Consider the following 13,222-nt stretch of genomic DNA (forward strand, 5'->3'; position numbering starts at 1 on the left):
TACCTGTCTCCGTCAAGTCCTGGCCCTTTCCGGGCTATAGGTCAGCGCAGCACACGGAACCTCACCCGCGACCAGGCGCCGGTGTCGGCCAAGGCGGTCAGGGTGTGTTCGCCGACCTCGCCGAAGTCGTGATCGAAGCGCGCACGCCCCTGCGATTCGCCGATCAGGCGACCGTCGAGCAGCCAGCGCACCCGGGCATCGCTGCCGAGCGCGCGAATCGACAGGCGCAGCGGCGTCGCGTTGCCGGGCGCACGCGCCAAGGTAGCCTGATCGTCGATGCCCTCGATGCGCAGTTCCTCGACCGCATCGCGGCCGTCGTCGCTGCAGTCCGGCGCCAGCGGCGGCAGCCGCGCGGCCTTGCGGGTATCGGCGGCGAGCCAGGGCGAGGCCAGCGCCGGCCAACGCGCGAGTTCGCGCGTACGGCGTTCGTGAGGCTGGCGGCACTCGCCCGACAGGCGCAGGCCGGTGCGCGCATCGACCTCGAAGCGTTCGAGCCCGGCGTTCCACAAGCGCGCGTCGCGTTCGGCGAAGGTCGGCGGCACCGAGCCGTCGAGCGTCCATGCCTGCAAACGTCGGTGACACAGTTCCGGCGCCTGCGGGTCGGGCGCGACGCCGAGCGGCCAGCAGATCTCGATCTGCTCGACGTTCTTCGGCGGCGGCCGCAATGCGGCGTCGCCGTTCTGACGCGGCAGACTGTCGATCACTTCGAACAGCAAAGGCAGGGCGGTCACCGCGCCGTACTGGCCCGGCAAGGGCGTGCCGTCCGGCCTGCCGACCCAGACCCCGACCGTATAGCCGCGGGTGCTGCCGAGCGCCCAGGCATCGCGGAAGCCGTAGCTGGTGCCGGTCTTCCAGGCCACCCGCGGCCGGCCGCGGCTGTCGAAGGTCTGCTCGACGCTGCCCGGGCGCGGGTTGGCTTCGAGGATTTCGCGCACGATCCAGGCCGCGCCCGGCGACAATAGCCGCCGCTCCAAGCGCGGCGCCTGGCGTTGGTAACGCACGCGCCCGGCGATGCCCTCACGGTTGAACGCCGAATAGGCGCCGACCAAATCCTCCAGACGCGCGCCGGTGCCGCCCAGGATCATCGCCAGGTTCGGCGTCGCGCCGCTCGGCCATTGCAGGTCGATGCCGGCATGGGCCAGGCGCGCGGAGAACCGCGAGGGGCCGACCCGGTCGAGCAGATCCACCGCGGGAATGTTCAAGGACAGGCGCAATGCGGTCGCCGCGCCGACCGGGCCGTTGAACGCGGTGTCGAAATTGCCCGGCCGATAACCGTGGAAGGACTGCGGCGCATCGACGAACAGGCTTTCGGAATGGATCAGGCCGTCGTCGAGCGCGAGGCCGTACAGGAACGGCTTCAGGGTCGAGCCCGGCGAACGCCAGGCCTTGACCATGTCGACGTGGCCGAGCCGCGCGGCATCCCCGAAGGTCACCGAGCCGACATAGGCGCGCGCCTCCAGGCTGGCGTTGTCGACCACCAGCAAAGCCGCCGAAGTGCGTTCGGGCAGGCTGGAGAAGTATGCCGAGACGCGGTCTTCCAGGGTGCGTTGCAGCTCCAGGTCGATGGTCGACTCGACCCGCAGGGCCTTCGGGTTGTCGACGCGCAGACGCTGGGCGAGCAAGGGCGCATAACGCGGCGGTTGCAGCGAGCGCGCGACCACCGGCTCGACCCGCGCGTCGTCGACCTCGGCCTTCGACCACACCTTCAGCACCGCCATGCGTTGCAGGACCTTGTCGCGGGCCTTGCGCGCGCGCTCGGGCTCGCGGTCCGGCCGCAGCCGGCTCGGCGATTGCGGAAGCACCGTCAACAACGCGGCCTCGGCATGCGACAGACGCGCCGAGGGTTTGCCGAGATAGGCCCAGCTCGCCGCTTCCACCCCTTCGACGGTGCCGCCGAACGGCGCGCGGTTGAGGTACAAGGCGAGGATCTCGCGCTTGGACAAATGCACTTCGAGCTGCAGCGCGCGCAGCATCTGCCGGGATTTCGACCACAGGCTGCGCCGGTTCTGCCCGGGCGCCGCGTCGAGGATGCGCGCGACCTGCATGGTCAGGGTCGAACCGCCCGAGACCACTCGCCCACTGCCCAGCCATTGCCCGGCGGCGCGCAGCATCGCCACCGGGTTGATGCCCGGGTGCTTCCAGAACCAACGGTCCTCGTAATTCAACAGCGCCTGCAGATACAACGGCGAGACCTCGTCGGCGCGCACCGGATAACGCCAGACGCCGTCGCGGTCGGCGAACGCGCGCAACGGAGTGCCGTCGGAGGCGGTGACCACCGCGCCGGCGTCGCGCGGTTTCGGCAACGGCAGCGGAAACGCGAGGTCGAGCAGCATCGCCAGGGTCGCCGACAGCATCAGCGCCAGCAGCGTTTTCAGCGCGGCACGGCGCCGGCGCGGACGGTCGCGGGGGCGATCAGCCAGTTGGGGCGCGGGAGTTTCGGTGGACACGGGGGACAGGCTGCGACCGGCGGAGACCATGATCAGCTTACGGCAGTGCGCCGCGCCGTTGCCGGGCAGGCAACGGCGCGACGCCAGACGACGTCAACCGGCGACGTTGAAGGCGGCCAGGCGCAGGCGGCCGTCGATCAAATGCAGGATCAGGCTTTCCGCACCCTCCTGTCGCTCGACGCTCTTGCCGCCTTCGGCGTCGCTGACTTCGACCTCCTCGGCGGCCGCCGCGATCACCGAGACCTGGGCGTCGATGCGGTCCTCGTTGCCCTCCTCGCGGTCGGCGTCCGGGTCGGGCTGGATGCTGATCGAATAAGTTTCCTCGGTCCTGCCGCGCTGCTGCGAACGGCTCGCCACCAGGGTGCCGTCCGGCTCGCTGGTAAAGCTTCGTCCGAGCGCCTGCTCGATGGTTTCGGCGTAAGTGTCGGCGCGCGAATCGGGGAACAGATCGGTGTAGTGCCTCTCGGCCAGGGCGCGATCGATCTTGCCGCCGGCGGCCGCGGCGGCTTTCTCCAGCGCGGTCTCGTAGATCGGCAGGCCGACCGCTTCGAGCGGGAACTTCATCCGGTCGAGCACGAGGTTCTTGTCGCGCATGCGGAAGGCCCGGCCGAGTTCGGCGAGCTCGGCGAGCACGCGCTGCTGGCGGGTCTGGTGCTCGGTTTCGGCCACGGTCTGGCCGTTCCAGGCGTAGACGTAGTAGTCGGTGGTCTTGGGGCGCGCCGCCGAACAGATGTCGATCGCGCGCAGGTACAAGCGACCGGCGGAAATCTTGTCGAGCTCGGGGCAGAACTCGGGCATGGTCGCCTGCGGCAGCGCCTGGAAGTCCTTGCCGCGGTTCATCAGCACCACGAGCTTCTTCGACGCGGCCATGGTCGCATCGGGCGTGCCCTGGCCGAACAGGACGACGACGTCGTCCTGGCCGTCGCGGTCGAGGTCGCCGACCAGGTGCTCGAAGCCGAGCCGTTCGAAGCCCGGGTCGAGCTGCCGCAGCGCGGCGAAAGCGCGCTCGGCGGTGGCTTTATGCGTATCGCCGTTCGCCGCCGTCGCGGCCGCCGCAGGGGCTGCAGCGGATGCAATAGATGCATCTTCGGACCCGGCGGTATCGGTCGGGCCGGCCTCGGTGCCGGCCCGGCACGCGGCCAGGCCGAGAATCAGGGACAGTGCTGCGATCTTGCGCATGTTCGCTCCTTGCGTGGTGGCGGTCGCGGCCTCGGGCCGGATCGTGGGCGGTACGGGCGCCCGGCTCGCGGCGAGCCGGCCGCGTGGCTTTCAGGCGGCCTCAGACTTCATCGGAGTTGTGGTCGAGCAGGTACAGCTCGCCTTCGATCAAGCGGAATCGCGCGTGGTAATGGCTACCGTCGCGCTGCGGCCATTCCAGCATCGCCTCGGCATCGACCACGTAGCTGGCGTCGTCGGTCTCGATGAGGCCCGGGTCCGGGCTCAGGTCGATCCGCAAACGATACTCGCCACCGCTGCTGGCGGCGCGGCCGCGTACCGAGGCCTGCCTTTCGTCCCCGCCGAGCGACCGCAGCTCGGCCTTGCGCAACAGTTCGACCGCGGCGGCGAAATCCTTGCGCCGCGGCGCATCGGCGAACAGAGAGCGGTCGACGCCCGCGTCGGCCGGCGGCGGTGCCGCGCCGGGTCCGGTCGATCGCGGATGCGTGCGCAGATGGCGCACCAATACCTCGTCCCGCTGCTCGCGCAGCGCGGTTGCCAGTTCGGCCAGCTGCGACAGGACGCGCTGCTCCGGCGTTTCCTCGTCGAGCCGGCGCAGGCCCTGCTCCGACCATCGGTATCGGTGATGCGCGACGGTCTTCGGGAACGGCACCATGCAGGCTTCGAGCGCGTCGACCCGCAGCACGCCGTCGACGATGTCGCGCAAGGCCGCGCAATAACCGAACAGCTCGCCGCCGTCCTCGGCCAGCGGCTGCAGGCCGCCCTCGCGCGACATCAGCACGCGCACCCGATTGGCGACATGGCGCATCGCGCCCTCGTCGCCCAGCCCGTACTCGACCGCGATGTCGTCGCGGCCGTCGCGATCGAGATCGCCGATCGCATAATCGACGTAATAGCGGTCGAACAGCGGCGCGTCCTTGCGCAGCAGGGCCTCGGCCGCGAGCTGCAAGGGATGTGCCGGCGCTTCGCCTGCCGGCCGAGCCGGGCTGGCAACCGCCCCGGCGACGGCGACGGCATTGGCGCTCGCCGTCGCTTGCGGCTCAGGCGCCGCCGGCGCGGTCGGCGCCGCGCAGGCCGCGAGCAGCCAGGCCAGCGCGGCGGCAAGCGAAACGCTTTCCGCCGCCCTGCCTCGACTCAAGGCTGACGCACCGTCAGCGAGGCCGGCGAGGCCTTGCCGACACCGCGCAAGTCGGGCCGGTACATGTCCTCGACCAGCGACGGCGGCACCGTATAGGTGCCCGGCGTCACCGCGCGCACCAGGTAGAACACGCGCGCGGTCTGGTTCTGCTCGAGCTTGAGCGCGGCGACGTAGCGATCGTCGCGGAACTCTTCGTGGCGGACTTCGGCGGCGCTGCTGCGCTCGGAGATCTCGATCCCGTCGACGACCACGCCGGCCCACTGCTTGGCGTCGCCGAGGTTGAAGTTCTCGATCTCCAGGCCGGCCGGCAGCAGGTCGGTCAGCAGCGCATCGGGCATCGCGCGATGGGCCTTGATCGTGACCTGCACGATCAGCGCCTCGCCTTCGACCAGGCCGCCGCCCGACCATTCCTTGCCTTCGGTGGTGTAGTACTTGCGCCCGACTTCGATCATCGAGCTGTCGGCGGCCGGCGCGGTGCGCGGCACGCCGGCGATTTCCATGCTCGCGTACAGAGGCGGCTGGCCGCTCGGGCTGAAGCTGACGCCGCGGGCCAGCGCGGCGTAGTCGAACACGCGGCCGATCAGCTTGGCCGGGTCGGCGTCCGAGGCGCTGTCGCCGACCGTCCAGCGGCCGGAGATCTGCTTGGCCTGGTCGGCCATCAAGGCCTTGCCCAGCCGCGCCAGGGCGACCTGCTCCTGGGTGCTGAGCCACAGCCAACCGCTGTTGCGGCGCGCATCGAGCTCGCGGCCCATGCCGACCACGCGCGCTTCGTACTCGGGCTTGGACAACTTGTGCTCGTGCACCAGCGCGATCATCAGGGCGTCGTCGCGCAAGCGGCTGCCGTAGTCGCCGAGATACTCGGGGCGGTCGGCCGGATCGCGCGCGAAGCCTTCCTTGATCGCCTTGGCGCCGCGGCCCTTGTCGCCCTGCAGCGACAGAGCCAAGCCGAGGTGCACCAACGGCAGGCCGGTCAGGCTCTGCTTGCGGTCGTTGTCGTAAAGCGCACGCAAGGTGCCGAGCGGCGCGCGGTTGACCCGGGCGAGCACGTAGCCGGCGTGGGCCTGATAGGCGAACTTGAGATGTTCGCGGCGATCGTAGCCGTAGAACGAGGCATTGCCCGACAGCAAGTCCTCGTTGAGCACCTTCAGCGCCTTCTGCAACATCGCCTCGGGCACGGCGAAACCGCCGTCGCGCGCATCGAGCAGGAACTCGACCACGTACGGGGTGATCGCCGGGTTGACGTAGTCGCCGTCGCCCCACATCGAGAAGTGGCCCGAGCCGATCTGCATCGCCGCCAGGCGGCCGAACGCGCCTTCCATGCGCGCGCGCCGCTGCTTGGCGTCGAGGCCCTTGGCGCCGAGCATCTTGGCGGTGGCCTCGTCGAGTTCGAGCGCGGCATAGCCCTTGCTCGTGGTCTGTTCGGCGCAGCCGTACGGGTATTCCAGTGCGCCCTGCAAGGCGCTCGCGAACGGGATCGGCGGCAGCGCGCTGATCACCATGCGGGCGTTGACCGAATCGGGCATCAGCCCGTCGGCGAAGTCGGCGCCGAGCTGGACCGTGCCGAGTTCGTCGAGCACGCGCGTGCGCGAACGCAGCACCGACGGCCAGGCCGGACGCACCGGCACGTCGTAGCGGCGATCGACCTTGTAGCCGTTGCCGTCCACCCGCACCCGCACCTGCGCGGTCGTATAGCCCTCGCGCGCGACGATCGGGAAAGTCAGGGTGCGCTTGGCGTCGACGCCGAGCGAGAGCTTGTGCTGGCCGTCGGACAAACCGAGCGGGCCGATGCCTTCCACCCGTACTTCGAACTCGCCCGGCTTGCCGGTGAAGTTCTGCACGTCCAGGGTCACGTTGCTCTTGTCGCCGGGCGCGAGCACGCGCGGCGTGCTGGCCTCGGCGAGCACCGGCGCGCGCACCACGGTTTCGGCGTCGCGGTTGCCGTAGCTGCCGCCGGCATAGACCAAGGCCGAGACGCGCAGGGTGCCGTTGAAGTCCGGCACCGCCAGCTTGACCCGGGCGATGCCCTTGGCGTCGAGCTTGACCGGCCCGGCGAACAGATCGACGGTCTGCACGCGCGCGGTCGGGCGCCGCGCCTGCGGCAGCGCCTGCAGCGCCATGTCGCCGCCGAAGCGGATCTTGGCGGTCTCGCCCTCGTAGCTTTCGATCACCCGGCCGTAGACGTCGTAGCCGTCGACGCCGAGGCGGCGCTGGGCGAAGAAATGCGCGGCCGCGTCCGGCACCGGGAAGCGGGTGATGTTGATGATGCCCAGGTCGACCGCGGACACGGTCACGTAAGCGTCCTTGCCGGCGAGCTGCGGCGCGCTGATGGTGACCGGCAAGTCCTGCTCGGGACGCATCAGCTTGGGCACGTTGAGGCCGACCGCGACCTTGCGCTCGCGCCGGTCCATCTTGACGTGGGCCACGCCGACCGCGCGCGCCGGAGTGATCTTGCTCGGCGCGCTGCCGCCGCGGAACACCAGGGCGGTCACGTAGACGTCGTGGCGCTCCCACTCGGCGGTCACCGGGATCTTGAACTTGCTGCCGGCCTTGGCGTCGATCGACTGCACGTACAGCATGCGGTCGCTCTCGACCATCAGCAGGCCCGGGCCGGCGTGCGGGGGAGTCAGGGTGACTTCGAGGGTGTCGCCGGCCTGGTAGGCGGTCTTGTCGAGCGCGAGCTTGACTTTGTCGGGACGCGCGTCGAGGCCGCGGTTCTGGTCGTCCCAGCTCCAACCGGCGCGGAACGGATAACGCGTGGTGAGCTTGGTCGCCGGGTCGTAGACGTCGACCCGGTACTCGCCCCACTCGACCGGGAAGCTGAGCTTGACCGGTGCAGCGCCGGCGTCGACGTTGCGCACCTCGATGTCTTCGTAGCGGCGGGTGAAGTCGTAGTCCCAGCCGCCCTCGTCGCCGTAGTTCCAGTGATAGTCGCGATGTTCGCGGACCAGGGTCACGCGCAGACCGGTCGCCGGGCGCGGCTTGCCGTCGCTGCCGACGCGGGCGATCTCGAAGCCGGCGTTGCCGTCGGCGTCGGTCCCCTCCTTGTCGTCGAACAGGGGACGCACGCCGACCAGGGCGTCGGCCGGCCACAGCACCCGCTTGAGGCTGCGGTTGACGCTGCGCCCGCCGGTCTCGTAGACGCTGCCGGTGACGATCGCGGCGATCGGGCTGACCGGCTTGGCCTCGTCGGGCAAGGCGATGTCCTGCTGCAGCTTGCCGTCGGCGCCCAGGCTGGTGTCGACGACGTCCTTGGCTTCCTTCGGCAGGCTGACGGTCGGGTCGCCGAAGAAATAGCCCGGCAACTGCTCCAGCGGATGCTGTTCGATCATCACCGCGAGCTTGGCGGTGAAGCGGTTGCCCGCGGCGGGCGCGCCGTACAGATAGGCGGCATCGACGCCGAGCTTGAACGGCTGGCCGGGCTTGAGCACCGCCGGCGCGTCGAGTTCGAGCTTAAGGCGCTCGGGCAGGAACTCCTCGATGCGCAGGCTCATGCCCTGCACCGCTTCCTTGCTGCTCGGGTCGGTGCGGAATTCGACCCGCCAACGGCCGGTGGCGGCGTCGGCGGGAATCAATTGCGCATGCCGCACATAGCCCTGCGCGTCGGGCTGCAGGCGCGTTTCCAGGAAGGTCTTGCCGTCCGGCTGCACGTAGCGCAGGAACACCGGCTGCGGCGCCTTGCCCTTGCTGTCGACCGGCTTGCCGTCCTGGTCGCGCAACAGCGCCGACAGGCGCACGGTTTCGCCGGGCCGGTAGAGGTCGCGGCCCGACCAGGCGAACACGTCGAACCAGGCCTGTTCGCGGCCGGCGACGGCAAACTCGGACAGGTCCAGCGCGGGCTGGTTGAACGGCAACATCGACACATCGCTGCCGCGCTGGGCGATCAACACGTGGCCGGCATCGAGCTTGTAACCGAGCATGGCGTTGCCGTTGCTGTCGGTCTGGCCCTTCAGCACCGGCTCGCCTTCGGCGTTGAGCACCTTCAGTTCGACCCCGCTGGCCGATTCGCCGGCCTGCAGCGAGGCGACGTGCACGAACAGCTTGTCCTTGTAGGCGCGCGCATGCAGGCCGAGGTCGCTGACGGTGAAGAACGCGGTCTCGAACTCGTCCTTGAACTGGCCGGCGCGCTTCATCACCGCGAAGTACAGGCCCGGCTCCTGCAGTTCCTTGATGTCCTGCAAGGGCAGGTAAGTCAGCACCCGCTCGTTGGGCTTTCCGCCGAGCACGAAGCGGTTGACGTAGACCGGCTCGGCCAGCTTGGACAGCGGCTTCTTGTCGTCCCAGTCGCGCTCCAGGTCCCAACTGCCGCGGCGGCCGCCGCGCTGGTACTCGGAGAAGAACTTCGGCAGTTCCTTTTCCTTGACCCGCAGGAACTCGACGTCGACCTCGGGCACGTTGATCGACACCACCGGCAGGCCGCGGCTGTCTCGCGCCGGCAGCACGCTGCCCTGCGAGGCGAAACCGACCACCGGATCGAGCGGGCCGGTATGCACCGGCTTGCTGATCTGCTGGCCGATCCGGTCGCCGGCCGCGGCGGTCAGCCCGGCCTTGATGGTGACCACGTAGTCCTTGCCGGCTTCGACATGCGGGAAGCGCAGCACCTTGCCGTCCTCGTCGAGCACCCAACTGCCCTGCACCGCCGCGCCGTTCTTGTCGGCGACCGACAGCAGTTCGTCGAAGCTCTGGGTGCCGACCAGCGGCTGGCTGAATTCGAGCGCGATCGCGAGTTCGTCGCGCTTCTGGTCCGGATAGGCGGCAACGAGTGCGAAGCCCTTGACCGCGTCGCGCTTGGCCTGGATCGCCTCGCCGGTGATCTCCGGCAGTTGTCCCGCGGTGTCGCGCTTGCAACCGACCGCCGCCAGCGTGGCTGCGACCAACAGCATCCACAAGACGCGCGCCGCCAGGGCGCACACGTTTCCTTTCGTCGCCGAACTCACTCGTTCCATGAAGATCTCCACGCTGATGCGCGCAGTATAGAGTGCGACGGCGCTCAAAGAATCATCCCCCGGCCGTGCCGACGGACGCGGTTGCGCGCCGCGCCCGCCCATCGTTCCGGCTAACGCGCGAAAGCGCGGCTTGCGAACTGCCGCGGCCTGCGCGTATCGCCTGTCGGGCGGGCGCCGATTCGAGCTGCCGATGCCAAGCCGAGTCCATGCCGAGTCCATGCCGCCGAAGCGACAGCGTCGGACGCGGCGGCGGCATGGGAGCCGGCAATGCGCGCACCGCCGCATCGACCAGTGGCGGAAACTCGCCCGCCGTTTCGATTGGTTTGGCTGATTCGATTCGATTCGAATCGAATCGAATCGAAGAATCCGGACAACCGCCAAGCGTGAAAATAGGTGCCCGGCGCTTGGCCCGAATCGGTTCCGCCGACCGATTCGCGACGCTTATGCCAAAAGATAATAAACAGGCTTGTGCGAGCGCGATTACAGAATCATCCGGACCCGGGTCACAGCGGGGGATGGAATTATCCGGATTGCTTAAAAACTGCGAAATCGCGCCGAACCGCCGCTTATCTTCGCTATCGGGAGCGGGACGACGGCAGTTATTGAAAACCCGCAAAGACTACTGGCGTCACATTATAAAAACGCAATCGCGCAATATCTCCCTAGCGACGGGACGCAATAAGTTGCTGCATGGCAGCAATTTTCTTGCAACATTATTACACGCAAGAATGTTCACAAAATGCGGCCTCTCGCCGCGCCAAGCCTGATCGCAGAACGATTTCAGGAGAAATCAATTTTCGAAGCCCTGCGTGCACGTCGCATTCGCACTGTGATCTTCGTAGCGCGCGTTGACGGCTTTTTTGACCCGCCCCTAGCGTCCCTCCGCCACGCCGCACGTCGGCGCGGTATCCGCACGGAGCTTGCCCACCCATCCGCCAAAACACGATCGATCGGTGGCTGGGGTGTCGGGCTACGGGGGAACGGATGCACGAGCAATGAGCCGGCCGCGCCCGCGGCCATCATCCACACTCGTTTCGGGGGTAATACCAGTGAATCGCAACGTATCACCGACCCTGCATGCCTTGTCCATCGCCATGTCGTTCGCGCTCGTTTCCGGGGCAGCAGGCGCCGCTCAGCGCGTCGACCTGAACCTGAAGAACGTCGAACAACTCAACAAGCAGTACCAGGCCGCCGTCGTCAAGTCCGGCGCCGCCGCCAAGGCCAACGTCCGTCATGCCGAGCTGATCGCGCTGGATTCGAACTCCAGCCTGAGCGTGCTCAAGAGCAGCCAGGACGACAACGGCAACCGCAACTACCGCTACCAGCAGAGCTTCCGCGGCGTGCCGATCTTCGGCGAACACGTCGTCGTCAGCGAAGACGCCAGCGGCAACGTGCGCGCCCTGTTCGGCCGTTCGGTCGAGGGCCTCGCCGCCGAACTGCCGGCCACCGCGCCGAAGCTGAGCCAGGCTCAGGCCCTCAGCGTGGCCAAGAGCGCCGGCCTCGGCAAGCGCGTCGGCGCCCTGCAGACCCGCAACGAAAGCAGCCGTCAGATGATCTACATCGACGACAATGGCCGCGCCCACATGGCCTATGTGGTCAACTACTTCGCCGATGCCGCCCAGGGCGGCGAGCCGACGCGTCCGTTCGTGATCGTCGACGCCAACAACGGCAAGGTCCTCAAGCAGTGGGAAGGCCTGAATCACGCGCTGGTCGGCACCGGCCCCGGCGGCAACCAGAAGACCGGCCAGTACGAATACGGCACCAACTTCGGTTTCAACGACGTCACGCAGAGCGGCAGCACCTGCACGATGAACAACGCCAACGTGAAGACCGTGAACCTCAATCACGGTACCAGCGGCAGCACGGCGTTCTCGTTCACCTGCCCGCGCAACACGGTGAAGGCGATCAACGGCGCGTTCTCGCCGCTGAACGACGCTCACTACTTCGGCAAGGTCGTGTTCGACATGTACAACAGCTACGTCGGCCTGCCGCCGCTGACGTTCCAGCTGAGCATGCGCGTCCACTACAGCAACAGCTACGAGAACGCGTTCTGGGACGGCTCGGCGATGACCTTCGGCGACGGCCGCACCACGTTCTATCCGCTGGTGAGCCTGGACGTGTCGGCGCACGAAGTCTCGCACGGCTTCACCGAACAGCAGTCGGGCCTGATCTACTCGGGCCAGTCCGGCGGCATCAACGAGGCCTATTCCGACATCGCCGGCGAAGCCGCCGAGTTCTTCATGAACGGCACCAACGACTTCCTGGTCGGTGCGCAGATCTTCAAGGGCACCGGCGCGCTGCGTTACATGGCCAACCCGCCGCAGGACGGCCGTTCGATCGGCCACGCCAGCAACTACACCTCGGGCATGGACGTGCACTACTCGTCCGGCGTGTACAACAAGGCGTTCTACCTGCTCGCCACCAAGGCCGGCTGGGATACGCCGAAGGCGTTCAAGGCTTTCGCCAAGGCGAACAAGGACTACTGGACCCCGAGCACCGACTTCAACAACGGCGCTTGCGGCGTCGAGAAGGCCGCCACGGATCTGGGCTATGCCGTCGCCGACGTTTCGGCCGCGTTCCTGAGCGTCGGCGTCGACTGCCCCGGCGGCCCGGGCCCGGGTCCGGGCACGACGTACACCAACGGCACCGACTACGCGATCAACGACAACTCCACCGTCGACAGCCCGATCACCGTGTCCGGCCGCACCGGCAATGCCCCGACCAACGCCTCGGTGTCGGTCAACATCATCCACACCTACCGCGGCGACCTGAAGGTCGACCTGGTGGCTCCGGATGGTTCGCTGTACAACATCAGCAACCGCGCCGGCGGCAGCGCCGACAACCTCAGCGGCACCTTCACCTTCAATCTGTCCAGCGAACCGCTCAACGGTACCTGGAAGCTGCGGGTGAACGACAACGCCAATGCGGACGTCGGCCGTATCGACACCTGGAGCATCACGTTCTGATCCGGATCGCTCCGGCCACGAACGCGTCCGGTTGAGGACAAGGAAAACCCCGGCTCAGGCCGGGGTTTTCTGTGCGGCGGCGGGCCGCAGCGCCTATGCGGGCCGACTCGGGCTCAGTAGGACACCACGTACTTGAAGCCGCCGAAGATCATCCGCTTGCTGTCGAACGGCACCGCCTTCGGGTCCATCATGTCGGCCAGGCGCGGATCGGCCATGACTTTCTTGTTGATGCGGTCGCGTTGCGCGCGCGATTTGTACACGATCCACGAGAACACCACGACCTCGTCCGGCTTGAGCTTCACCGCCTGCGGGAACGAGGTGGATTTACCCGGCTTGACGTCGTCGGCGACCGACTCGACGTACTGCAGAGCGCCGTATTCCATCCAGATCTTGCCGGCCTTGCTGGCGAGCCGGCGATAGGCGGCGAGATTCTTCTTCGGTACCGCCAACACGAAACCATCGACGTAACTCATGACTCCTCCTAGCGGGGACAGTCCCCGGTTTCAGGGAGAACCGGTCCGGCGACGAACCGGTTCGACTCGCAAGCTGCGT

The 13,222-nt window shown here is 68.0% G+C and carries 7 protein-coding genes; 2 read left to right on the forward strand and 5 right to left on the reverse strand.

Annotation, left to right across the window (positions count from 1 at the left end; translation table 11 throughout):
* Positions 1-41: 41 nt before the first annotated feature.
* The 4 genes from pbpC to AC6CH2_RS03345 all read right to left on the reverse strand — a co-directional run bounded on the left by pbpC (position 42) and on the right by AC6CH2_RS03345 (position 9,641).
* Positions 42-2,477 (reverse strand): penicillin-binding protein 1C, encoded by a 2,436-nt coding sequence (pbpC, locus tag AC6CH2_RS03330; RefSeq protein ID WP_498267926.1) that lies wholly within the window; start codon positions 2,475-2,477, stop codon positions 42-44.
* A 63-nt stretch (positions 2,478-2,540) separates the two neighbouring features.
* The gene (locus AC6CH2_RS03335) at positions 2,541-3,626 is read right to left on the reverse strand and encodes a hypothetical protein (protein ID WP_498267927.1); all 1,086 of its coding nucleotides are present in this window, start codon (positions 3,624-3,626) and stop codon (positions 2,541-2,543) included.
* A 100-nt stretch (positions 3,627-3,726) separates the two neighbouring features.
* Entirely contained in the window at positions 3,727-4,761 is a 1,035-nt protein-coding gene (locus tag AC6CH2_RS03340; RefSeq protein ID WP_498267928.1) for a hypothetical protein, read from the reverse strand.
* A complete protein-coding gene (locus AC6CH2_RS03345) occupies positions 4,758-9,641 on the reverse strand; it encodes an alpha-2-macroglobulin family protein (protein WP_498268201.1) in 4,884 nt (1,627 codons plus the stop codon). The genes AC6CH2_RS03340 and AC6CH2_RS03345 overlap by 4 nt, the downstream gene beginning before the upstream one ends.
* A gap of 317 nt (positions 9,642-9,958) precedes the next feature.
* Between AC6CH2_RS03345 and AC6CH2_RS03350 the strand changes: the two genes are divergently transcribed.
* Positions 9,959-10,471: a hypothetical protein gene (locus AC6CH2_RS03350; protein ID WP_498267929.1), complete on the forward strand. Its 513-nt coding sequence runs from the start codon at positions 9,959-9,961 to the stop codon at positions 10,469-10,471.
* A gap of 282 nt (positions 10,472-10,753) precedes the next feature.
* Positions 10,754-12,670, forward strand: a complete 1,917-nt coding sequence (locus AC6CH2_RS03355; protein ID WP_498267930.1) for a M4 family metallopeptidase — start codon at positions 10,754-10,756, stop codon at positions 12,668-12,670.
* Between the two features lie 113 nt (positions 12,671-12,783).
* Here the strand turns inward: AC6CH2_RS03355 and AC6CH2_RS03360 are convergent, their stop codons facing one another.
* Positions 12,784-13,143: a DUF1428 domain-containing protein gene (locus AC6CH2_RS03360; protein WP_435396843.1), complete on the reverse strand. Its 360-nt coding sequence runs from the start codon at positions 13,141-13,143 to the stop codon at positions 12,784-12,786.
* Positions 13,144-13,222: the final 79 nt, after the last annotated feature.

The organism is Lysobacter sp. GQ73 (genome assembly GCF_059758755.1).

Excerpts from the sequence above, each read along its gene's own strand:
- pbpC (WP_498267926.1), bottom strand. The coding sequence starts at position 2,477 with ATGGTCTCCGCCGGTCGCAGCCTGTCCCCCGTGTCCACCGAAACTCCC.
- AC6CH2_RS03360 (WP_435396843.1), bottom strand. The coding sequence starts at position 13,143 with ATGAGTTACGTCGATGGTTTCGTGTTGGCGGTACCGAAGAAGAATCTC.
- AC6CH2_RS03350 (WP_498267929.1), top strand. The coding sequence starts at position 9,959 with ATGGGAGCCGGCAATGCGCGCACCGCCGCATCGACCAGTGGCGGAAAC.
- AC6CH2_RS03345 (WP_498268201.1), bottom strand. The coding sequence starts at position 9,641 with ATGCTGTTGGTCGCAGCCACGCTGGCGGCGGTCGGTTGCAAGCGCGAC.
- AC6CH2_RS03335 (WP_498267927.1), bottom strand. The coding sequence starts at position 3,626 with ATGCGCAAGATCGCAGCACTGTCCCTGATTCTCGGCCTGGCCGCGTGC.